This window comes from Enterovibrio calviensis DSM 14347, from assembly GCF_000621165.1.
GTDB classification, from domain to species: domain Bacteria; phylum Pseudomonadota; class Gammaproteobacteria; order Enterobacterales; family Vibrionaceae; genus Enterovibrio; species Enterovibrio calviensis.
In genome coordinates, this window is sequence record NZ_KK211219.1 from 122,723 (window position 1) to 145,489 (window position 22,767).

General features: G+C 46.9%; 21 protein-coding genes. 12 read left to right on the forward strand and 9 right to left on the reverse strand.

Annotation, left to right across the window (positions count from 1 at the left end; all coding sequences use genetic code 11):
* Positions 1 to 3 precede the first annotated feature (3 nt).
* Positions 4 to 1,239 (forward strand): O-antigen ligase family protein, encoded by a 1,236-nt coding sequence (locus tag Q365_RS0124515; protein WP_081796389.1) that lies wholly within the window; start codon positions 4 to 6, stop codon positions 1,237 to 1,239.
* The gene (locus Q365_RS26035) at positions 1,229 to 2,056 is read left to right on the forward strand and encodes a glycosyltransferase (RefSeq protein ID WP_051563868.1); all 828 of its coding nucleotides are present in this window, start codon (positions 1,229 to 1,231) and stop codon (positions 2,054 to 2,056) included. Before Q365_RS0124515 ends, Q365_RS26035 begins: the two co-directional genes overlap by 11 nt.
* A 263-nt stretch (positions 2,057 to 2,319) precedes the next feature.
* Here Q365_RS26035 and Q365_RS0124525 read toward each other — a convergent pair whose 3' ends face one another.
* From Q365_RS0124525 to rfaD, 3 genes are all read right to left on the reverse strand, one after another.
* Positions 2,320 to 3,279: a hypothetical protein gene (locus tag Q365_RS0124525; RefSeq protein WP_028025845.1), complete on the reverse strand. Its 960-nt coding sequence runs from the start codon at positions 3,277 to 3,279 to the stop codon at positions 2,320 to 2,322.
* Positions 3,280 to 3,336: 57 nt separating this feature from the next.
* Positions 3,337 to 4,278: a lauroyl-Kdo(2)-lipid IV(A) myristoyltransferase gene (gene lpxM, locus Q365_RS0124530; RefSeq protein ID WP_028025846.1), complete on the reverse strand. Its 942-nt coding sequence runs from the start codon at positions 4,276 to 4,278 to the stop codon at positions 3,337 to 3,339.
* 66 nt (positions 4,279 to 4,344) lie between these two features.
* A complete protein-coding gene (gene rfaD, locus Q365_RS0124535; protein WP_028025847.1) occupies positions 4,345 to 5,289 on the reverse strand; it encodes an ADP-glyceromanno-heptose 6-epimerase in 945 nt (314 codons plus the stop codon).
* 104 nt (positions 5,290 to 5,393) lie between these two features.
* Here rfaD and Q365_RS0124540 point away from each other — a divergent pair, with 104 nt between their 5' ends.
* From Q365_RS0124540 to tdh, 3 genes are all read left to right on the forward strand, one after another.
* Entirely contained in the window at positions 5,394 to 6,041 is a 648-nt protein-coding gene (locus Q365_RS0124540) for a TetR/AcrR family transcriptional regulator (protein ID WP_028025848.1), read from the forward strand.
* A 203-nt stretch (positions 6,042 to 6,244) separates the two neighbouring features.
* On the forward strand, positions 6,245 to 7,441 hold the full coding sequence (locus Q365_RS0124545; RefSeq protein ID WP_028025849.1) for a glycine C-acetyltransferase: 1,197 nt from the start codon (positions 6,245 to 6,247) through the stop codon (positions 7,439 to 7,441).
* Between the two features lie 7 nt (positions 7,442 to 7,448).
* Positions 7,449 to 8,489, forward strand: coding sequence for an L-threonine 3-dehydrogenase (tdh, locus tag Q365_RS0124550; protein ID WP_028025850.1), 1,041 nt, complete (start codon positions 7,449 to 7,451; stop codon positions 8,487 to 8,489).
* A gap of 49 nt (positions 8,490 to 8,538) precedes the next feature.
* On the opposite strand, the gene Q365_RS0124555 is transcribed toward tdh, so the two are convergent.
* From Q365_RS0124555 to gpmM, 3 genes are all read right to left on the reverse strand, one after another.
* A complete protein-coding gene (locus tag Q365_RS0124555; protein ID WP_028025851.1) occupies positions 8,539 to 9,258 on the reverse strand; it encodes a divergent polysaccharide deacetylase family protein in 720 nt (239 codons plus the stop codon).
* A gap of 16 nt (positions 9,259 to 9,274) precedes the next feature.
* On the reverse strand, positions 9,275 to 10,438 hold the full coding sequence (locus tag Q365_RS0124560) for a peptidoglycan DD-metalloendopeptidase family protein (RefSeq protein ID WP_051563869.1): 1,164 nt from the start codon (positions 10,436 to 10,438) through the stop codon (positions 9,275 to 9,277).
* 237 nt (positions 10,439 to 10,675) lie between these two features.
* On the reverse strand, positions 10,676 to 12,214 hold the full coding sequence (gpmM, locus tag Q365_RS0124565) for a 2,3-bisphosphoglycerate-independent phosphoglycerate mutase (RefSeq protein WP_028025853.1): 1,539 nt from the start codon (positions 12,212 to 12,214) through the stop codon (positions 10,676 to 10,678).
* 441 nt (positions 12,215 to 12,655) lie between these two features.
* On the opposite strand from gpmM, the gene Q365_RS0124570 reads away from it, so the two are divergent.
* The 4 genes from Q365_RS0124570 to cysE all read left to right on the forward strand — a co-directional run bounded on the left by Q365_RS0124570 (position 12,656) and on the right by cysE (position 15,786).
* Entirely contained in the window at positions 12,656 to 13,096 is a 441-nt protein-coding gene (locus Q365_RS0124570) for a rhodanese-like domain-containing protein (RefSeq protein WP_028025854.1), read from the forward strand.
* A gap of 99 nt (positions 13,097 to 13,195) precedes the next feature.
* The gene (gene secB, locus Q365_RS0124575; protein ID WP_028025855.1) at positions 13,196 to 13,663 is read left to right on the forward strand and encodes a protein-export chaperone SecB; all 468 of its coding nucleotides are present in this window, start codon (positions 13,196 to 13,198) and stop codon (positions 13,661 to 13,663) included.
* 24 nt (positions 13,664 to 13,687) lie between these two features.
* Positions 13,688 to 14,719 (forward strand): NAD(P)H-dependent glycerol-3-phosphate dehydrogenase, encoded by a 1,032-nt coding sequence (gene gpsA, locus Q365_RS0124580; RefSeq protein WP_035025778.1) that lies wholly within the window; start codon positions 13,688 to 13,690, stop codon positions 14,717 to 14,719.
* A gap of 224 nt (positions 14,720 to 14,943) precedes the next feature.
* On the forward strand, positions 14,944 to 15,786 hold the full coding sequence (gene cysE, locus Q365_RS0124585) for a serine O-acetyltransferase (RefSeq protein WP_028025857.1): 843 nt from the start codon (positions 14,944 to 14,946) through the stop codon (positions 15,784 to 15,786).
* Positions 15,787 to 15,901: 115 nt separating this feature from the next.
* On the opposite strand, the gene pfkA is transcribed toward cysE, so the two are convergent.
* From pfkA to Q365_RS0124600, 3 genes are all read right to left on the reverse strand, one after another.
* Positions 15,902 to 16,864 (reverse strand): 6-phosphofructokinase, encoded by a 963-nt coding sequence (gene pfkA / locus Q365_RS0124590; RefSeq protein ID WP_028025858.1) that lies wholly within the window; start codon positions 16,862 to 16,864, stop codon positions 15,902 to 15,904.
* 262 nt (positions 16,865 to 17,126) lie between these two features.
* On the reverse strand, positions 17,127 to 18,023 hold the full coding sequence (fieF, locus tag Q365_RS0124595) for a CDF family cation-efflux transporter FieF (RefSeq protein WP_028025859.1): 897 nt from the start codon (positions 18,021 to 18,023) through the stop codon (positions 17,127 to 17,129).
* A 143-nt stretch (positions 18,024 to 18,166) separates the two neighbouring features.
* Positions 18,167 to 18,634, reverse strand: coding sequence for a CpxP family protein (locus Q365_RS0124600; protein ID WP_028025860.1), 468 nt, complete (start codon positions 18,632 to 18,634; stop codon positions 18,167 to 18,169).
* Positions 18,635 to 18,850: 216 nt separating this feature from the next.
* On the opposite strand from Q365_RS0124600, the gene Q365_RS0124605 reads away from it, so the two are divergent.
* The 3 genes from Q365_RS0124605 (at position 18,851) to Q365_RS0124615 (ending at position 22,747) form a co-directional block, all read left to right on the forward strand.
* Positions 18,851 to 19,546, forward strand: coding sequence for a response regulator (locus tag Q365_RS0124605; RefSeq protein WP_028025861.1), 696 nt, complete (start codon positions 18,851 to 18,853; stop codon positions 19,544 to 19,546).
* A complete protein-coding gene (gene cpxA, locus Q365_RS0124610) occupies positions 19,546 to 20,919 on the forward strand; it encodes an envelope stress sensor histidine kinase CpxA (protein WP_028025862.1) in 1,374 nt (457 codons plus the stop codon). The genes Q365_RS0124605 and cpxA overlap by 1 nt, the downstream gene beginning before the upstream one ends.
* A 157-nt stretch (positions 20,920 to 21,076) precedes the next feature.
* Positions 21,077 to 22,747 (forward strand): methyl-accepting chemotaxis protein, encoded by a 1,671-nt coding sequence (locus tag Q365_RS0124615; protein ID WP_028025863.1) that lies wholly within the window; start codon positions 21,077 to 21,079, stop codon positions 22,745 to 22,747.
* The last annotated feature ends 20 nt before the right edge of the window (positions 22,748 to 22,767 follow it).

Genomic DNA, 22,767 nt, shown 5'->3' on the forward strand with positions numbered 1-22,767 from the left:
TATTTGTTAAGCATTACTGGCGAAAAAGGTGGAGCGAGAAACGTATGCTTTTTATTTGCTCTTTTTCTTATTGCATCAATACCAACATCAAAAGCAGGTATGAACGTGTTATCAGTATTTTCATTGATAGCGGTGATGTCATTCCCTTTTGTGCTCAAATGTCAGAAAGATAAACATGTAGCCATATTATTTCTGATCGTGTATGCGACATTTTCAATTTTTGCACTAGCTTTTCATGGGGATATCGATGACTTTTTCATTTTTTTGCAGAAAAATTCATTTCTCCTAGTGATTCCGGCGCTAAGTGTGTGTTGTAAAAATGATGAATTTTTAGATAGAGCGCTTTATGTCTTTGTGTTTTTTTGCTTAGTTGCTTCTATAAAAAGCATATTTGATGCGTTACTTCTTGAAAGTGGTTCGGCGGTAAGAGTGACCGGTTTTTTGGATTACTCTAGGCATTTAAATGCACTTTTGTTGGGTTTTTGTATTTCGATAGTTTGCTACTTTAAAATCAAAAAAAACAGGGCATTTTTCGCTTCGGCTATTTTTTTAATTTTAATTAGTGTTTTTATTTCAGGGACTAGGGGGGCTTGGATCGCTTTTACGGCATCTTTTTTATTCTTTATTCTAAAGTATGAAAAACGAATGGTCATGCGTTCTATGTTATTTTTGTCTGTTGTGGTCTTGCTTTTGGCTATTTTCAAGACTGACTCACTCTTATATGCCCTAGATAGGGCAGTGTCCATTTTTAATCTTGATACTGATATATCTAACATGCAAAGGCTAAGCATGTGGGCTGGCGGATTAAACTATTTAAAATATTGCATTGAATTTAGTCCTGTTAAATTTTTTCTAGGCTCTGGGATGTATAGTTCCTCGTATGAATATTACTCATACTTGGATTCTCTACCCGCTGCAATTAGCGAACAATACAAGTTTGGTGGCGATTACCTAGGTGGTACCGATTTTCACTCTGCAGTACTAGATTTGGTAATTAAGTCCGGATTTGTTTATGGTGTATCACTTATATTATCAATAGTTTCAGTTCTCTATTTTTCCTTAAAAGGGGCGATGAGAGAGTCAAATATATCCGCGATAGTTGCGACGTATCTCGTTGGTGTATTATTTATGTCTCCATTTTATAGCCTGTATCAGGATTATTCATCGTTTACTATTGCATTTTCTGTCGCCCTGTTTTTTTCTCAGTATATGAGGCTGGATTTTAAAGATGAAAGTTAGTTTAATTATTGCGGTGTATAAGGATTATTGTGCGTTAAACCTTATTTTGAAGCAGTTGAGTGTTCAAACGTATAAGAATTTCGAGGTTGTTATTACGGAAGATGCAGTAAGTGATGAGGTGATAAACGTAATAAAAAAGCATAGCTCTCTCGACATTGTGCATTTATCGCAAGAAGACGATGGCATAAGGAAAATGCGCGCTCAAAATCGAGCGATAATGGCATCATCTGGTGAGTACCTTATATTTATTGATGGGGATTGTATTCCTTACCATAACTTTATCGAAGCTCATGTCTATTCTTCAGTCAAAGGAGAGGTTGCATCAGGGCGAAGGGTTAATCTTGGGCCTGATTATTCTAGAAAGTTTAGAGACAGCCTGATTTCACCAGAAAGCGTATCGCGTAACTATATAAAGCATTTTCTCCCTATACTTATCGATGGAAAGGAAGGCCATGCAGAAAGCGGATTTTCCTTTCCTGCTGGTGGTATTGTTGAACGGTACGTTCTTAGAAAAATGAAGCGCACCACGAGCATCCTCGGCTGTAATTTTTCATGTTTTAAGAAGGATATTGTTTCTATTAATGGCTTTGATGAGTCCTATGGGGAAACAGCTATTGGTGATGACACTGATATCGAATGGCGCTTTATTAGTTACGGTCTAAGATTGAAATCCGTAAAGAATATTGCAAATGTTTTTCATTTGTATCATGAGAAAAGAAATAGAACATTTGAGAACTTAGACGCGTTGCTTACCGTCATGCATTGTCGCAGGGAAGCTGGGGAATACACATCTAAAAAAGGACTCGCACAGCTTTAGCTGTCCTTCGAATAAAATGCTAAGTGCGCTTGTGACGTTAGATCGTACATGCGCATTCTACTTACTTCTTACCTTTGAATTTCCTATGTTTATCATGTATATATAGGCGGTTATGGTGCGATGATTGTATGAAGTGAAAATAGTTGTACAAGAGTTTCTTAAATGAATGATAATGGTAAAAGTGGCCAAATGATAAGTTGGAATTCTGAATGTTATTTAATATTTTCAGGGGAGAAAATACATTTTCAATTTTCTCCCACATTCTAATGTGCTAATACCTTATTTATCCAGTTTGAAACACTATTTGGGTTCTCCGAAAACACATATTCCTTTTCAATAAATGACAGTGGGATGGTTAAACTACTTTCATTAATGACTAGCATGTTATCCTTAAACCAGGTTTCAGCATTTGCGGAAGTGTTGTTGGTAATAAGCTTTCGACTATAACTATATGCATTTCCTATTCTTGGGGACAGCCCTGTTTGCCTTTCATCTACAATGTCAAGGATACAATGCGCATCCAGTATGCATTGTACAAGTTGCTCCCCGACTAACCTCCTATTGGTATGAATTATTTGTGTTTGGTTTATCGTTTCTCTTCTTTCCTCTGAGCTTTCAGAAAAAATATAAACACATCCCTTGATTTCAGGATTGCAAATGGCCAGCGCCTCTATTTTTTGATAGCGTCTATCCTCTTCACTATCAATTGCGAAAACACCAAAGTAGTGATTGTGTGGGGTTTTATTATTCTTATTCTCTACATTATCTTCTATGTAGGTCGGTAGGTATTCAACCCCTTCGTATTTGGTATCTTCTTTGTCAAAGCTGAAAAAATCACTACAAAATTTCAGTGCAATTTTTCCTGAAGGCGCCTTGTTTATAGAGTCCAAAAAAATGCATGTAAACTTTTCTTTAAATGCTGAATTTAAGCTTAAGAAGGCGGGTTCACTGAGCATTGCAGGTATCATAACGATGATTTGATCGAAATTTTCTTCGCAAAGTTCAGCTATGTGCTTTTCTACCCCCCAATTTCTTTTTCTGCGAAGTATAAGCCCGTCGATTATTTTTGCTTTAATTCTATGGTAGGTCGTAGGATATTTTTTTAAGACAATTAGATCACTTGCGTCAACATAGGTAACATCGATCTTTTCATCTTTCATTCCTTGTAAGAGGGGGGTGATCAGATTTGTTCTATTGTCAGCAAGTAGAAGAACTTTAGTCATTTTTTCACGACGTCCATTGTTGATTAACTGGCTCTTTGAATGTCCGGCATTGTATGATTAATATAACTGACTACCATCCGGTCTAGATCTCAGCAGATTCATGATCCACATATACTGGCCGGGGTCAGATTCCAAAAACTGCTCAATGCGTTCGTTCATCATGCGTGCGTCTGCTTCTTCGCTGCCTGTTGGAAACGGTGCTAACGGCGGTTGAACGATCACTTCAAAGTTACCGCTTTTGCGGTTGTACACAGGCATCAGAGGGACGATTTTCGCTCTACTTAGTTTTGCTAGTTTACCAAGACCTGAGAGTGTCGCTTTCTGTGTGCCAAAAAGTGGCACGAACACACTGTGTTCAGGACCATGGTCTTCGTCTGGTAAGTAGTATCCTAGAAAACCTTCACGTACGGATTTGATGAATGGCTTTACGCCATCAGCACGCTCGTGCGTGCGACCGCCATATTTTAAACGTTGAACGTTCATCAGCCAGTCGACCACGCGGTTCTTTTGCTTTTTCACCATAGCGGCAACAGGTAAGCCACGTGATGCGAGTTGCACGGCTGGGTAGTCAATCGCCCAGCTATGAGGCACGAGCAAAATGACCTTTTCACCATTCTCAACGAGCTCCGTGAGGATCTCTTCGTTGCGAAAAAGCGTACGTTTCTCGAGGTAGCGTTTGCTGCGCATCATGATGGTGGCAAAGCCAAGCATCACGCATCCTGCATTAATATAGCTTTGTTCAAGAATGGCGAAACGCTCTTCTTCCGTTTTCTCAGGAAAACATTCTTGAAGGTTGACGACGGCACGCTTTTTCGCGCGATTGTTCATTTTAACCAGTCGTTTGGCGAGAAACTCAGCGAACTTGTCACGTAGACGAAAAGGAACAAATGCGAGGATCGCGACCAGGAACATGCCTAACCAAGTACCCCAGTAACGAGGATGTAGGAATGCCCATTCAAATTTGGGTAAATAAGAGGTGTTGCTTGATTCTTGGCTCATAGAGTCGAAACTACAGATAAATCAGAGGTAAGACGAAAAACGGGCCGAGGCCCGTTTTCCTGCCAATTACTTGTTCAGGATTGCCATGTACTCGGCAACACCCTCAGCGACAGTTTTAAACTCTTCGCTGTAACCCGTAGCGCGAACCTTAGTGAGGTCGGCTTGGGTGAAGGCTTGGTAGCGGCCTTTCAGGTGGTCAGGGAATGGGATCTCTTCCACTTCACCTTGGTTGTGGTAAGCAATCACTGCTTCAGCCACGGCGCGGAAAGGTTCTGCGCGGCCAGTACCACAGTTGAAGATGCCAGATACGCCGTTTTCAAGGAACCAAAGGTTCATCTTGCACACGTCGCCAACGTACACGAAGTCACGTTTGAAGGTATTGCTGCCTTCGAACAGTTTCGGGTTTTGGCCTTCTTTGATTTGGTTGTTCAGGTGGAATGCCACTGACGCCATGCTGCCTTTGTGGTTTTCACGCGGGCCGTAAACGTTGAAGTAACGGAAACCCGTGATTTGCGACAGCGTTTCGCCGTGCGCTTCTGCGTCAGCCCAAATGCGTCGTACATAGTTGTCGAATTGTTGCTTCGAGTAACCATAAACATTCAGCGCGCCTTCGTACGGCTTCTCTTCAATAAAGTCGTGGTCACGGCCACCGTAGGTCGCTGCAGAAGAGGCATATAGGAACGGAATTTCACGCTCTAGACAGAAGTGCAGCAGCTCTTTTGAATACTCGTAGTTGTTGAGCATCATGTATTTGCCGTCCCACTCAGTGGTGGCTGAACATGCGCCTTCATGGAAAATAGCTTCGATTGGGCCGAAATCATCACCCGCCATGATTTGGGTGATAAAGTCTTCTTTGTCCATGTAGTCAGCGATATCTAGATCAACCAGATTGACGAACTTGGTCCCGTCTTTTAGGTTATCAACCACCAGAATGTCGTTGATGCCTTGGTCGTTCAGGGCTTTAACAATGTTGCTGCCAATCATGCCAGCGCCGCCAGTCACTATAATCATACTTTTACCTAATATCTGACAATGAGAAGACCCCGCCATCACTCTTGCGGAGGCTATGGTAATATTTACTTTTCCCTTCTGGGCCTGAGGATAGCAGTTTAACCATGAAAACCCGTGATCGCATTATTCATTCTGCATTGGCACTGTTTAACGAGCAGGGTGAACCAAATGTCACTACCAATCACATTGCTGCCGATCTTGGGATAAGCCCAGGAAACTTGTATTACCACTTCCGTAATAAGGAAGAGATTATACACAGTATTTTCGATCAATACGCGCTCGATCTCACGGTGGGATTTCAGCCAGAAGTCCCTGCCGAATCCGACCAGCAACGCCTGCTTGCGTATTTAGATGCCACGTTTCAGTTGATGTGGCGCTATCGCTTTTTCTACGCCAATCTGCCAGATATATTGCGACGTGATGCAGTGTTGCAGAATAAATATCTCACTGCACAACAAAGCTTGAAAGCGAACTTGTTTACCATGTTGGGGCAATTTCGTGACACTGGTTGGTTAGATATGAAAGACGAGGCGCTAGCGTCGTTATGCAGCACACTCAAGCTTGTTGCTTCAAGCTGGATTTTCTATCAAAGCGCCCAAGCGCCGCAAGCCAAGATAACGCCAGCCGTGATCTATCAAGGTGTGTTGCAAATACTCAATATGGTCTCGCCGATGACAACAGATAAAGGGCGAGCAGTTGTGGGTGAGTTGATTGACCACTACCAACAGCAAATGACCGATGCTTCTGCGTGATCTCTGGCAATAAGATGTGCTAATTCGATAGACGAAACCTTCCTCATAACTCTATTATCAGCCATTATTGTGATATGTAATACTGCATGAGTTTCATGCAGTGGACGTATCAGCTTTATCTGTGCGCGATAAATACTGTGTTATCAGTGAGCTACTGATGACATGCCTTAAATCTGTTCCTGTTTTCCATGATGGAGTGAGCGATGACTACCGCTTTTTACCAGCAAATCCGCCAACAGCTTGAAGAAGTGAAAGCTGAAGGTCTTTATAAAGATGAACGTGTCATCACTACGGCGCAGCAAGCCAAAATCGCCGTGGCATCAGGTGATGAAGTGCTGAACTTCTGTGCCAATAACTACTTAGGTCTGGCTAATCACCCTGCACTGATTGAAGCGGCGCAAAAGGGCATGGACGAGCATGGCTTTGGTATGGCATCAGTTCGCTTTATCTGCGGTACGCAAGATGCGCACAAAGAGCTTGAGGAAAAACTCTCTACATTCCTAGGTATGGAAGACACCATTCTTTATACCTCTTGCTTTGATGCGAACACGGGTTTGTTTGAAACCATCTTGGGCGCGGAAGATGCCATCATTTCTGATGCACTAAACCACGCATCAATCATCGATGGTGTGCGCCTTTGTAAAGCGATGCGTTTCCGCTATTCGAACAACAACATGGAAGAGCTTGAGCAGCAACTGATTGCGGCAAAAGAAGCGGGTGCACGCAACACGCTTATCGTGACTGATGGCGTATTCTCAATGGACGGTGTGGTTGCGAATCTACCTGCGATTTGTGATTTGGCAGACAAATACGGCGCATTGGTGATGGTTGATGACTCTCACGCAGTGGGCTTCATGGGCGTGAATGGTCGTGGTACACACGAGCACCATGAGGTGATTGACCGTATCGACATCATTACCGGTACGCTAGGCAAAGCCATGGGCGGCGCATCAGGCGGTTACACCTCGGGCAAAAAAGAAGTGATTGATTGGCTGCGCCAGCGTTCACGCCCGTACTTGTTCTCGAATTCACTGGCACCAGCCATTGTGTCTGCGTCTATCCGCGTGATTGACCTGCTAGAAGAAAGCGGCCATCTGCGTACCCAACTTTGGGACAATGCAAGCCACTTCCGTGCACGCATGAGCGAAGCAGGCTTTACGCTTTCTGGTGCTGATCATGCGATCATTCCTGTGATGCTGGGCGACGCGAAAGTGGGTGCTGAGTTTGCAGAGCGCATGATGAAAGAAGGTATTTACGTGGTTGGGTTCTCGTTCCCAGTGGTACCAAAAGGCCAAGCACGTATTCGTACACAAATGTCGGCTGCACATAGCCGCGAGCAATTAGACAAAGCTATCGATGCCTTTATCAAAGTCGGTAAAGACATGGGCTTGATTGGATAAGCAGTCAATGACGAACAAAATGAAAGCGCTGGCAAAACTGAAAGCGGAACCTGGCATTTGGATGACCGAGGTTGAGCTTCCAGAAGTAGGCCATAACGATCTTCTGATCAAAATTCGTAAAACCGCGATTTGTGGCACCGATGTACACATCTACAACTGGGACGAATGGTCACAAAAGACCATTCCTGTGCCAATGGTTGTTGGTCACGAATACGTGGGTGAAGTGGTTGCTATGGGTCAGGAAGTTCGCGGTTTCACCGTGGGCGACCGTGTTTCTGGCGAAGGTCATATTACTTGTGGTCACTGCCGCAACTGTCGTGCAGGCCGCACGCACCTGTGCCGCAACACCACGGGTGTAGGTGTGAACCGTGAAGGCGCATTTGCAGAATACCTAGTGATCCCAGCGTTCAACGCATTCAAAATCCCTGCAGATATCTCTGACGATCTTGCATCCATCTTTGACCCATTCGGTAATGCGGTACACACTGCACTGTCGTTTGATCTTGTTGGCGAAGATGTGCTGATCACCGGTGCTGGCCCGATTGGCATCATGGCTGCAGCTGTAGCGAAACACGTGGGTGCGCGTTATGTCGTGATCACCGATGTGAACGAATACCGCCTCGACCTTGCGCGTAAGATGGGTGTTACCCGCGCGGTCAACGTGGCAGAAGAGAAGCTGGAAGATGTCATGGCTGAGCTAGGCATGAAAGAAGGCTTCGATGTGGGCCTTGAAATGTCAGGTAACCCGTCAGCGTTTAACTCTATGCTGAAAACCATGAACCACGGTGGTCGTATTGCTCTTCTGGGTATTCCGCCATCAGACATGGGTATCGATTGGAACCAAGTGATCTTCAAAGGCTTGGTGATCAAAGGTATCTATGGCCGTGAAATGTTCGAGACATGGTACAAAATGGCAAGCTTGATCCAATCTGGTTTGGATCTAAGCCCAATCATCACGCACCACTACAGCGTTGATGACTTCCAAGAAGGCTTCGACAAGATGTGCTCTGGCATGTCAGGTAAAGTCATCCTTGATTGGCAGAAATAACGCCAGCTTGAACGTTTGATTAAACCCGCTTCGGCGGGTTTTTTTATCACTACTTTTTCAGCAATGCTTGAGATATAGGGATTAAATCCACCTGCTCTTGAAGCGCAGGAAGGGCGTTTTGAAGCGTTTCGAGTGTGATAGGAAGCGGATGAGCAATCACCACCGCAATTCCACGATGATTGGCCTGCTGAATCGCGAGTTCAAGCTGCTGCAGGATGAAATCTTCAGTTTGCAGATGATCGAGAAAAACATGACGGCGGTTGTTGGCGAGACCATGCTGTTTTGCCACTTTCTGCGCGACGGTACCCGGTGTCGTGCGGCTATCAATAAAGCCCAGCTGCTTGGTATGAAGTGTCTCCATGATCCAATGCATAGGCTCTTGGTGCTGCGTGAGCAGACTCCCCATGTGATTATTCACGGCAACGGCATGAGGGACGCGATATAGCGCTTCTTGTACGGCGTTTTGTATTTCTGCTTTTCCCATATCAAGCGTGAGTTGGTTCGGCTCTGATGGGGCGCTGGGAACGCTTTGCATCGGTAAATGCAGCAAAATCTCACGTTGTTGACTGAGTGCCGCCAGCGCCACGGCGGTATCGAACTCCGTAAAAGGGATCACGGATATGCTGATTTCGCTGGGCAGTTTTGCGATGTCTCTCGGCATCAAATCATAGCCGAGATCATCAATAATCAGTGCGAGCTTGGGCTTGGCAACGACACTGGGTGCCAGAAGCAGTAAGAGTAGAGCGGTGACAGTAACAATCCTTTGCATCTGTAACCTTCCGTGTTTACCGGCCTAACCAGGGGCTAGGATTGGTGGCATTACCTTTACGCCGAACTTCAAAGTAAAGACCTGACGAGGCTTGACCGCCACTGTTTCCGACGAGGGCAACAGGGTCACCCGCTTTGACGGTTTCACCGACGTTTCGAAGCAAGGCTTGATTGTAGCCATAGAAGCTCATGTCACCTTTGCCGTGGTCGATGACCACCATCAAACCGTATCCGCGTAGCCAGTTTGAGAGCACAACGGTGCCATCATGGGCTGCCTTGACTTCCGTTCCTTCTTTGGCGGAAATGACCATGCCATTCCAGCGAAGTTGACCGCTTTGCGCGCTGCCGTAGCTATGAAGCACTTTGCCTTTCACAGGCCATTGCAGTTTGCCTTTGTACTTACCCAGTCCATCCATTTTGACTTTGGCTTGTTCAGCGGCAACACGCGCCAATTCGGCAGATTTTTCCAATTCGACTTTCAGGCGTTTTTCGTTGTCTTTCAACTCGGTCAGATAGGACTTATCGCTGCTAATTTGACGTTGAATGGCATTGGCAGTTTTTTTCTGGGCGCGTTGCTCTTTTTCCAATGCGGACTTATCTGCCTGCAAGGACGCCAGCACCGTTTTTTGCTTTTCGGTTTGCTCTGTCAGTGTGTGGCGTTTTAGCTGCAATTCAGTGTCTGTTGCGGCCAATTCATTGATGGCATCGGTGCGTGCTTTAGATAGGCGTTCGGCGTAAACCGTCATGCGGTCTAATTGGTTGGTGTCTTGTCCACTCAACATCGCGTTGAGTTGATTATGTTCGCCTTGGCGATACTGGCTGTTGAGTAATTCCTTCAACAATTCCATTTGCCCCAATTTGAGCTGCTCTAGACGTTGGCTCTCTTTATTCAATACCGCGATATCTTGTTGCAGGCTCGACAGTGTCGCGTTGGAAGTACGGATTTGCTTAGCCAAGCCGCTGATAGATTGCTCTTGTTTCTTGAGCGAGGATTGAAGGGAGTTTAGCTTTTTATTGCTGCTGCTAAGTTGCTGCTCTTGACGAGAGATTTCATTTTTCACGCCTGAGAGTTGTTCATCGCTGGCGGTCGATAATGGCGAAATAAGCAGGCATAGCAAAGCGCCAGTGCATAAAGCACTGGCGCGCAATGAATTCAGTAGGCGCAATTTTATTCCTAACATGTGTTTCAGTATATCAATCTGGTTTGGGGTCTGCACTATTGAGAGTGTCTCAGCGTCGCAAGAACGTGAAGAAATACCGTGATTATTAGTGCTTTTAATTCAATCAGTTTGTGAAACTGACGGCGTGAACGAGAAGCTGATGATGCGCCATAAAAAAGCGCCGAGGAAAAGCATTTCTACTTTTGGCCTCGGCGCTTTTACTTGCTAACTCCCTAATGGGTATTTAGCGAGATACCATTACTTTTGAACGTAAAGTGGCTTGCCGGTCATGTCTGATGGGATAGACACATCAGTCAGAGACAGCATGGTTGGCGCTAGGTCAGACAGTTTGCCACCTTCAACCAACTCGATGTTTTTGCTACCTACGTAGATTAGCGGTACTGGCAAATTGGTGTGAGCCGTGTGGATGCCGCCCGTTTCAGGGTCGATCATCATTTCTGCGTTACCGTGGTCAGCGGTGATCAGTAGTTGGCCGTCAACTTCTTTAATCGCTTCAACCACGCGAGCGATACAGCTATCAACCGCTTCACATGCTTTCACTGCCGCATCGTATACACCGGTGTGGCCAACCATGTCGCCATTCGGGTAGTTACAGATGATTTGGTCGAACTTACCGCTCTTAATTGCAGCAACCAGCTTGTCGGTCAGTTCTTCTGAGCTCATTTCTGGTTGAAGGTCGTAGGTGGCTACCTTAGGAGAAGCAACTAGCGAGCGCTCTTCGCCTTCAAATGCGTCTTCAGCGCCGCCATTGAAGAAGAAAGTCACGTGTGCATATTTCTCTGTTTCAGAAATACGTAGCTGCGTTTTACCTTCTTTTGATAGCCACTCACCCAGTGTATTCACAAGGTTGTCTGACGGGTAAGCGCAAGATGCGTCGATGTCTGACGCGTATTCAGTCAGCATCACGAAATCTGACAGCTCTGCGACTTTTGAACGGTTGAAACCGTCAAAAGTAGGCAGGAAGGTGCGAGCGATTTGACGCGCACGGTCAGCACGGAAGTTCATGAAAATCAGGCTGTCGCCGTCATTGATAGACGCAACAGGTTGACCTTCAGCGCGGATTTCAGAGGCTTTAACGAACTCATCGTTCTCTTCACGCGCGTAAGCCGCTTCAAGCGCTTCAACAGAAGAAGCGTAAGTGAAGTCACCTTTTGCTTCAGTCAGCAGGTCGTAAGCTTTTTCAACGCGATCCCAGTTGTTATCGCGGTCCATGGCGTAGTAACGACCCACGATAGACGCGGTGCGGCCTTTACCCAGTTTCGCGAACAGTTCGTCAAAACGAGCCAGAGAGTTTTTCGCACTGCGTGGTGGTGTGTCACGGCCATCAAGGAAGCAGTGCAGGTACACGTTCTCAGCGCCACGCTGAACCGCCAATTCTACGGCTGCAGCGATATGATCTTCGTGGCTGTGAACGCCACCTGGAGACATCAGGCCCATGATATGAACGGCTTTGTCAGCTTTAACTGCTTTGTCTACAGCGCCAGTCAGAACGGCGTTATCGAAAAACTCGCCATCAGAAATCGCTTTAGTGATACGAGTCAGGTCTTGGTAAACGATACGACCCGCGCCGATGTTGGTGTGACCAACTTCAGAGTTACCCATTTGACCGTCTGGCAAACCTACATCCATACCTGATGCAGAGATCAGCGTGCTGGTGCCCGCCATCAAACCATCAAGAACGGGAGTGTTAGCGTTAGCAATGGCGTTGTCGCTGTTATCTTCGCGATAACCCCATCCATCCAGAATAACGAGTGCCAAAGGCTTCTTAGCTGACATACGGTGTCCTCTTTATGTCGATTTCAATGTTTAAAATAGAAAAACAATTAGCGTAACTTTACTACATTTTACTGGTTAAGCAGTAGGCAAACTTTTTCGCTAAAATATCAACAAAATTTGTAATGCCAAGTGGTTAGCTCCCGTATCTCTTGCTCTGTATCTCGATGTTCTCACTCAAGCGATACAGCTTGATCATCAAGGGCGGGAAAATAGTTGTAGTAAGTCAACAGCTTTTGGTCGGTTGAAGCGTGAGCGACATGCTGTGCGGTTAATTGTTAATGCAATAATCAATAAATGTGGGCGAGTGTGATTTATTTCAAGTTTTTGCGCTTTGTTAACAGTGAACAAGGGCATGGAAATCCAAGCCCATGCTGTACTTGCGAGCGCGGGAGGTTATACTCGGGGTCGATTTTTTTGCCGACATGAATGTAGAAGCGAGCTATGCAGCAGTTAATTGAATTTGTCCAAAGTAACTTGATTTTGTCACTGGTGTGGGTAGGTCTGGTCGTTGCACTGGTGGTTTCTGTTGTCAAACAGAAAACCGCGTCGTACCGCATCGTCACGCCAAATGATGCCACTGTAATGGTTAACCGTGAAAATGGTGTGTTTGTTGATATCCGTAGCCGTGACGAGTACCGCGCAGGCCATATTGCTGGCGCACTTCACGTTTTGGCGAAAGACATTAAAGCCGAAACTTACGGTGATATTGAAAAACATAAATCTGACCCAATCATTCTGGTATGTAAGACCGGCCAGACGGCAATTGAAAGCGCTAATCTGCTGACAAAAGCTGGGTTTGAGAATGTTAGCGTACTAAAAGATGGTCTGATTTCGTGGAACGAAGCGAATCTACCATTGGTTCGTAACAAAAAGAAAAAGTAACGCTAACCGTTGAGCTATACGACAGGCAGCTCTCAAAGGCTGCCTGAATTATTTTAGAATGCGAGAACGCATTGGTTTATTTAACAAGGATTTATCAACATGGCTGAAGCAGCGACCAACCAACAAGCACAAAACTTTGCGATTCAACGTATCTTCCTGAAAGACGTGTCTTTTGAAGCGCCAAACTCTCCAGACGTGTTTCAGCAAGAGTGGAACCCTGATGTAAACCTAGATCTAGACACGCAAAGCCGTGAGCTGGGTGAAGGCGTTTACGAAGTGGTACTTCGTTTGACAGTAACCGTGAAAAACAACGAAGAGACTGGCTTCCTGTGTGAAGTTCAACAAGGCGGTATCTTCAGCGTTGACGGTATGGAAGCACCACAACTGGCACATTGCCTAGGCGCATTCTGCCCGAACATCCTGTTCCCATACGCTCGTGAAACTATTTCAAGCTTGGTAGTGAAAGGTACGTTCCCACAACTAAACCTTGCGCCAGTTAACTTTGACGCATTGTTCATGAACTACCTGCAAAACCAAACGCAAAACACTGAAAACGCTGACGCATAAGCGTCGCGAAAAGGGTCGACACCAATGACAGAAAATACCCAAGCCACTCATACGATGGCAGATGTTGCCATGACCGTATTGGGCGCAGGTTCATACGGCACCTCTCTGGCCATTTCTTTGGCGAGAAACGGCGCGAATGTCGTCCTGTGGGGGCATGAAGCGGCGCATATGGCGCAGTTGGAAATTGATCGTTCTAATGAAGCATTTCTGCCGGGTGTCGCCTTTCCAGACTCATTGATTTTAAGTGCTGACCTGCAAGAAGCGGTTCAAGCTTCACGCGATATTTTGGTCGTGGTACCGAGCCATGTATTTGGCATGGTATTGGCGCAGGTAAAACCTTTTCTTCGCGATGACCAACGAATTTGTTGGGCAACGAAAGGATTGGAGCCTGAGACGGGTCGTTTACTTCAAGATGTTGCCAAAGAACAACTCGGTGATGATGTGCCGCTGGCGGTATTATCAGGCCCAACGTTTGCGAAAGAGCTGGCGGCAGGTATGCCAACCGCGATTTCGGTCGCGTCACCTAACGCCGAGTTTGTTGCTGATCTGCAAGAGAAGATTCACTGTAGCCGTACCTTCCGTGTTTACGGCAACAGTGATTTTGTCGGCATGCAGCTTGGTGGTGCAGTCAAAAACGTGATCGCGATTGGCGCGGGCATGTCTGACGGCATCGGCTTTGGGGCGAATGCGCGTACCGCATTGATCACACGTGGTCTTGCTGAGTTGACGCGTTTAGGCGTGGCACTTGGCGCAGAGCGTGAAACCTTTATGGGCATGGCGGGTTTGGGCGACTTGGTACTGACTTGTACCGATAACCAATCTCGTAATCGCCGTTTTGGTTTGGCGTTAGGTAAAGGCCAAGGCGTAGATGAAGCACAAACCGAAATTGGTCAGGTCGTCGAAGGCTACCGTAACACCAAAGAAGTACGTGTATTGGCAAAACGTGTTGGCGTGGAGATGCCGATCGTAGAGCAAATCTATCAGGTGCTGTACGAAAACAAAGATGCGCGCTTGGCTGCGCAAGATTTGTTAGCGCGCCAGAGAACATCTGAATAGCGATATTTAACGTATTACTATTATTGAGTCTGAAAAAACGCGGGAACTCTTCTCGCGTTTTTTGTTTTTGCGACGAGTGGCATGCATTGTGAGAATCGTGGTGCCAAAGAGGCTTATCGCTGAAGGTTTCAATATTGGGTTGTTTGTATATCTATGTCACACTGACTATCTCGTGACATCATGGGAACGTCAACAAGACAAGTAGCAGGGTAAAAGGTACAAAGATGCAAAGGATGTGTGGTGAAGGCCGTGATAAGAGCTGCCAGCAAGAAAAAGTCTGGAAGGCCATTAAGCGTGAAGCGAAAGAGCAAACAGAGCGTGAGCCTATGCTGGCGAGCTTTTTCCATGCCACCATCATTAAGCATGACACGTTAGCGGCCGCACTCAGTTATATTCTCGCCAACAAGCTTGCGACCCCAAGCATGCCTGCCATGGCGGTTCGTGAAGTGGTGGAAGAAGCCTATGCTGGCGACAGCAGCATTGTGGCCTCTGCAGCGTGTGATATTTGCGCGACCGTGGAGCGCGACCCCGCGATTGAGCTTTACTCAACCCCACTTTTGTATCTAAAAGGCTTCCACGCCTTGCAAGGCTTTCGTGTGGCGAATTGGCTTTGGTATCAAGGTCGTCGTGAGTTAGCGGTCTACCTGCAAAACCAAATTTCTGTGGCTTGCCAAGTGGATGTTCACCCTGCAGCCTGCATTGGCCGAGGCATCATGTTTGACCATGCAACGGGTATCGTGATTGGTGAAACCGCCGTAGTTGAAGATGATGTTTCCATTCTTCAGGACGTCACGTTAGGTGGTACGGGTAAAGAAGGTGGCGATCGTCACCCGAAAATTCGTACTGGTGTCATGATTGGTGCGGGCGCAAAAGTGCTGGGCAATATTGAAGTCGGTGAAGGCGCGAAAATAGCGGCGTGTTCTGTCGTTCTTATCCCTGTGCCTCCGCACACGACTGCAGCGGGCGTACCTGCCAAGATCATTGGTACACCAAGCAGCGAAACACCTTCATTCGACATGGACCAAAACATTACCAGTTCAGAGTTTATCGAAGGTGACGGTATCTAGCCGTTTAGTTTCTGGCCTTTACTACCAAATGGTGCCAGGCACAAAGAAGACACCACGGAAACAGAATAAAAAAACGGAGCCCTAGGGCTCCGTTTTTGTTTGTGCTGACTAATAATCAGAACAATTTGTTCGCAACGTCGTACAGGTCCTGACGGAACGGGCGACGCATGTTTTCGATGGCATCGATGATGTCGTGGTGAACCAGCTGCTCATGCTGGATACCTACACAACGACCGCCTTCGCCTTTGATCAATAGATCAACCGCGAATGCACCCATGCGAGAAGCAAGGATACGGTCAAATGCACGAGGCTGACCGCCACGCTGAATGTGACCCAAAATGGTAGCGCGCGTTTCACGACCGGTTTCTGCTTCGATGTACTTCGCCAACTCGTTGGTGTCAGTCATTAGCTCGGTGATCGCGATGATTGCGTGCTTCTTGCCTTTGTAGATACCTTCTTTGATCTTAGCGATCAGGTTCTCTTTATCTAGGCCGATTTCTGGCGTAATGAAGTACTCACAACCGCCAGCAATAGAAGCCATCAGGGTCAAATCACCACAATGGCGACCCATCACTTCAACGATAGAAATACGTTGGTGAGAAGAAGAGGTATCACGTAGACGGTCGATTGCCTCAACAACGGTATTTAGTGCCGTTAGGTAACCGATGGTGTAGTCAGTACCTGGGATATCGTTGTCAATGGTGCCTGGCAGACCGATGCATGGGAAACCCATTTCAGTTAGCTTTTTCGCACCCATGTATGAACCGTCGCCGCCGATCACAACCAGCGCTTCGATGCCATGCATCTTCATGTTCTGGATGGCTTGCTCACGCACTTTCTCTTCTTTAAATTCAGGGAAGCGCGCAGAACCAAGGAACGTTCCGCCTCGGTTGATCATGTCTGAAACGCTAGTGCGGTTCAGTTTTTCAATACGGTTCTGGTGAAGGCCTTGGTAGCCGTCATAAATACCGCACACTTCAATGCCTTCGCTCAATGCCGCACGCACAACACCGCGGATGGCTGCATTCATACCCGGGGCGTCACCGCCACTGGTCAAAACACCAATTTTACTAACCATGGTTACCCTCTGACTTTGGGAATTGAAACTTCAAATCCATTTTCACATGTTAAGACCGCGAATCTTGCACCCAGCTTTTCAATGAAAAGTCTTATCAGGTAACGCGGGTATGTCTCAGCATGCATTGACGTGCCAGTTTATCTCGCTGACCACGTCTTTGAAACTGTAACTTTCCTACTTATGAAAGACTATTACAATTTCACTACGTTTTTTCGTTGATTAATATCACTAAGCGTTGCAAATCTTCGAGGTTTGTCGTGTATTAATTTTGCTCACGAGGGATTTTTCCTACTACAGATATCGGATCTTGGTGAATTAAGATATCTGCGCCGGGGAAAGCGATCTCTAATCGGTCTTCCACTTCATCGGCAATCACGTGAGCATCGACCAGCCTCAGATCATCGTCTAGCTCGAGGTGAAGCTGAATAAAGCGGGTTGCGCCAGCCTGTCGTGTACGCAGGTCGTGAACCCCTTCCACGCCAGAAACGGTTGAAGCTAGCAGCATGATTTTCTCTTGGTCTTCCACGGGAAGTTGATGATCAAGCAGCGACTGAACCGCTTCGTTGGCCATTTTGAATGCGCTGATAAGTATGAAAATACCAATACCAATCGCGAAGATCGCATCGGCCATTGGGAAGCCATACCACGCCAAGCCAAGCGCCACGATGATGGCAATGTTCATGTACAAGTCTGATTGGTAGTGCAGAGAGTCTGCCGAGATAGCCTGACTGCCCGTTTGTCGCACCACCCACTTTTGGAACAACACGAGCCCTCCGGTGATCACCGTGGCAATACCACTCATGACAACGCCGGCCTCTGGGTGAAAGAGTTCTGTCGGTTTGAATAACCGCTCAACACCATTGAGCAACAAGAAACACGCAGAGCCTACAATGAAGGCCGCTTGAGCCAATGCAGCGAGAGATTCCGCTTTGCCATGACCAAATCGGTGTTCCTCGTCGGCAGGTTGCAGCGCATAACGCACCACGACAAGGTTGGTGACAGAGGCAAGTAAGTCAATCAGCGAGTCGACGAGCGACGCCAGCAAGCTGACTGAGCCGGTATACCACCAGGTTCCCAGTTTCATCAGCAAAAGGAAGGATGCAGTGATGGTTGCCGCCCATGCGGCCATCTGAACTAAACGGGCGTATTTTTCAGTCATGTGCACGTACAACTAAGAGTAAGTGGAGAGAGTATAACGTTTTTATTCTCAGAGTGTGCGGCTGACTGTGGCGGTGAAATGCAACATGCCGGCAAGGGCCGGCATGAAGGGAGGTCTCACTGTATCGCGATGGATGTCTGCGATTAGTGGTGCTTTTTCATGCGCTCTTGATGGCGCTCAGCCATTTTGTCCATGTTCGCTTTCACTTCGACTTTTTGCTCTGGCGTGAGGATATTCAGCATCTCATGTTGGCGCTTCATCATCGCCACACGACGTTCAACTTGCTGTTCCGCCATTTTTTCTGCCAATACGCGAATTTGGGATTCGTCGAAATTATCAGCGAGCAGCAGGGCTTGCATCTCTTGACGGTCAGCCATCATGCCAGCTTTCATCTCACCTTTGCCTGCTTTCATCGCGTCGCGGCTTTGCTCGCGCAGCGTTTTCATCTCTGCTTTTTGTTCGTCGGTTAAGTCGATGCCGCGCAGCAGGTGTTTACCCATCATGCCTTTGCCATCGTGATGTTTGCCACCGCCATATGCCATGGCTGACATTGAACCCATCATTAGTGGAAGTGCGATAACAGTAGCAACAATGCGTTTAGATAATTTCATGATGTTCTCTCCGGTTTATTTCCAAGCTAGCTGCTTGGGATTTGTTATTTGGTTTGGGTGTTTCGTGTTGATGTGTTCACTTTACTGACCCAGACGTAAACCGGTGTTCATGGAGCGTAAAGCAATGTAAAGGGAGGTAAACCTGATGTTTACTCATGGCGTCACTGACACGATTGGCAGATACTAGAGCCAATAACATCTATGCGAGCGCGTACCATGAGCAAAATCCTTCTGATTGACGATGACACTGAACTAACTGGCTTACTTAGCGACCTTTTGGAGCTTGAAGGTTATGAGGTGGATATCGCCAATAACGGTCAGCAAGGGTTAGATCAAATTAATGACAGCATTGATTTGGTGCTTTTGGACGTCATGATGCCTGTATTGAACGGGATGGAGACACTTCGTCGTTTGCGTGAAAGTTGGGAGACACCTGTGCTCATGCTGACCGCGAAAGGCGAGGAGATTGATCGTGTTATGGGCTTGGAGCTAGGCGCGGATGATTACCTCCCTAAGCCTTTCAGTGACAGAGAGTTGCTGGCGCGAATGCGGGCGATTTTGCGTCGTACAGGTAAAAACCACGATGATAAACGCAGCGACGATGCTCAGGAGAAACTCGAGTATCAAGACATCGAGATTTTCCCCGGCAAAATGGAAGTTTATTGCCAACAACAGTTGATCGATCTGACGGGCACAGAAACCGCGTTGCTGACCTATTTAGTGAGACAGCCCGGCTCAATCGTGGCCAAAGCGGACATCAGTTTAAATGTGCTAGGCAAACGACTGGCACCATTTGATCGCGCCATTGATATGCACATTTCTAACATTCGTAAAAAACTGCCTGAGCGTGAAGACGGGAAACCTCGCATTAAAACGTTGCGTGGCCGTGGCTATTTGCTGGTGGAGGCATAATGAAGCTTCCGACCATAAAAAGCCTTTATGGCCGTATTTTTGCTATTTTTTGGCTCACCCTCATGTTGGTGCTCATTGCTGTATTAATGGCACAGCACAGCGATCCTCGACAGCAGCATAACTTGCCTGTCAGCGCAAAAGCGGAATACGCAAAGATTGCCGAAGCCGTGTCTGCGAAAATAGCGAGCGGGCACGGTTCGTTTAAACAGAAACTGGAAAGGTTCCAGAAAAAACAGCCTGAAAGAGGGCCAATCAAACTTTACTTCACGAATGTCGATGGAGAAATGTTTGGGCGCGGCCATCACGGCAGCAGCCGTGCGTTAAAGAACTTTGTCACGCTTGCGGATGATCCCGATGAACCCATGCAGCGTCTTTATGGTCGTTGGATGCTAGCTGGCCCATTTACTATCGAAGATAGCAACCAGCAAGCATTGATGTACGTGGGCAAAATGTGGCGTGAAGCGCCACCGTTTTATGTTCGGATTCTGGATAGACCTTTTCAATTGTTGTTGGTCACCATGTTGGTGAGCACCCCATTATTGTTATGGCTTGCTTGGGCCGTAACGCGGCCTGCTCGTCGCTTGCAAGCTGCGGCTGAACGTGTTGCACAAGGGCGCTTTGAAACGGACCCTGATTTGGAAAAAGGACCACGAGAATTTCACCAAGCAGGTGCAAGCTTCAACCAGATGGTGACGGCGCTGAATCAAATGATCAGCGGGCAGCAGCGGTTGTTGTCTGATATTTCTCACGAGCTACGCTCGCCGCTAACGCGACTTCGTATGGCCAATGCGCTTGCGATTCGCAAACAAGGTCAAAGTGATAACCTCGCGCGCATAGATACCGAAGCTGAGCGTATGGAGAAAATGATCGCGGACTTGCTGTCGTTGTCACGTATGCAAATCAATAGCCACGCCGAGCGAGATGTTTACTCCTTATCAGAACTTTGGCAAACCTTGCTGGAAGACGCTGAATTTGAAGCAGAGCAGTGCGGCAAGCACTTAACATATGGCGACATACCCGAAGCCAATATCGAAGGGAACGGGCCATTGCTTTGCAGCGCGTTAGAAAACGTGGTTCGAAACGCCATCAAATATGCCAATCAACAAATCGATGTAACGATGTCAGTCACAGGAGCTTCATTGGAAGTGATTGTGGGTGATGATGGAGAGGGCGTACCTGAAGAAATGCTCGATGATATATTCCGGCCTTTCTATCGTGTATCAACAGCACGAGATCGAGCGAGTGGCGGCACTGGCTTAGGGCTGGCGATCACGGACAGTGCCGTCAGGCAGCATAATGGCTCGGCGCGAGCATCAATTAATTCTAAAGGCGGACTGTCAATTAGGCTGACGTTTGCGCTTGCATTGTCATGAGCCAGAATATCGATAAACCCTTAACAACGATAAACATTACTGATTAATGTCTCACTTTTGAAGCGAAGAGCTAATCTTATCCTTAAGCAATTCAATATTTGCAGATTAAACCTTGTGTCGCGCCCGACACTTTTGGGTCTAAAAGGAGAGATGAGCCATGACTTCACCAATTACCATAAAGCAGCGATTGAACATGTTTGTTGCTTTGGTGTGCGGTATTCAAATCATAGTGAGTGCCTTTGTTTTCTATAAATTGGCTTATATCGAAAGCCATGTGCAGGGGGTAGCACACCGTGATATCCCCGTGTTAGCCGCGATCAGTCGAGCCACTGAGCACCAAGTGGAACAACGTGTTCATTACAACAAAGCCTTTCGATATGCCCTTGAAGTAGGACAAGAGCCTAACGCTGAAGCTAATTATGCCAAAGAAAAAGCCTATTTCTATGAGCTGGGTGAGAAAGTCGAAAAGGACAAAAAAGAGATTAAATCGTTACTGGCTGATGGGATAACCACTGGCACAGACGAAGAGAAAACGGCGTTTAAGGCCGCAGACAATAAGCTCAATGATGCCGTCGCATTGCACTTAAAATGGATGGGTCATGTTGCAGACGTCTTTAAAGAACTCGAAGGCAAGCATTATCACGAAGCGGAATTACTTGACGCAGTGGTGGGAGAAGAGGCTGAAACCACCACCAAAATGGTTGATAGCTTGTTGACTGACGTCGGTAAATTCACGGAAAAAGCCGTCCTAGATATCGAAGAAAGGGCAGTGACACTAGAGATTGTCGTGATTTCTTCCGTAATAGTGGCATTGCTCGTGGCGATCATCATGTCGAAGATCATCCTTAATCGTATTTATGCGGGGCTCACGAAGGTGTCTGATGCGTTAGCTGTCCAAGCCGCAGGGGATTTCAGTCGTGTGGGGATTGTCGATGAGCCGGGCATTATTGGTGAGCTGCAGAAAAACATGGAAGGGACGCGCAAGAGTACCAATGCCATGCTGGCTAAAGTCGCCAATGAGGTCGGAGAGGCGGTGAAAATGCTGAATACTGCCGCGCAGGCTGTGAAAAGCAATTCAGACGCTCAGAGTGGAGAAATTCTTCAAGTGGCGACGGCGGTCAATGAGATGTCGGCAACCGCACAAGAAATCGCGAATAATGCGACACAAACGCAAGCGGCGACAGAGAGTGCTTCGAAGCAGTCATCCGAAAGCATGCGTATTAACCAAGAGTCGATGAAGCAAACCAACTCTTTAATTGAAAGTTTGAACCTCAGTAGTGTCGCGCTGACTGAGCTAGAGAAAAACAGCGGTAATATCACTTCAGTGCTTGATGTGATCAAAGGTATTGCAGAGCAAACTAACTTGTTGGCCCTCAACGCAGCGATAGAAGCAGCGCGAGCGGGTGAACAAGGCCGTGGTTTTGCTGTTGTTGCAGATGAAGTGCGCAGTTTGGCCCAGCGTACACATGATTCGACGTCAGAAATTGAAACCATGATTGCTCAGCTGAGTAGCGTGACGAAAGAAGCCGTTGATACCATGCAAAAGAGCTGTGAAATGGGTGATCAGACGCTCAAACTGTCGCAAGAGTCTTCCACATTGTTATCTCAGGCTGGCAATGCGACGTCAGAAGTGACCGACATGAATTTGCTGGTGGCCAGTGCGGCGGAAGAACAAAGTGGTGTAGTGGAAGAAATAAACATGAACGTTAACAAGATCAGTGAAATGGCAGCGCAGAGTGCCTCGGAAGTTGAACTGCTTGTTGAGGCCACATCTCGACTCAACCAAATATCGAATGATCTTCAGGCTTCTACGGGTAAAACCGCATGATGACCAATGTTTTCGATATA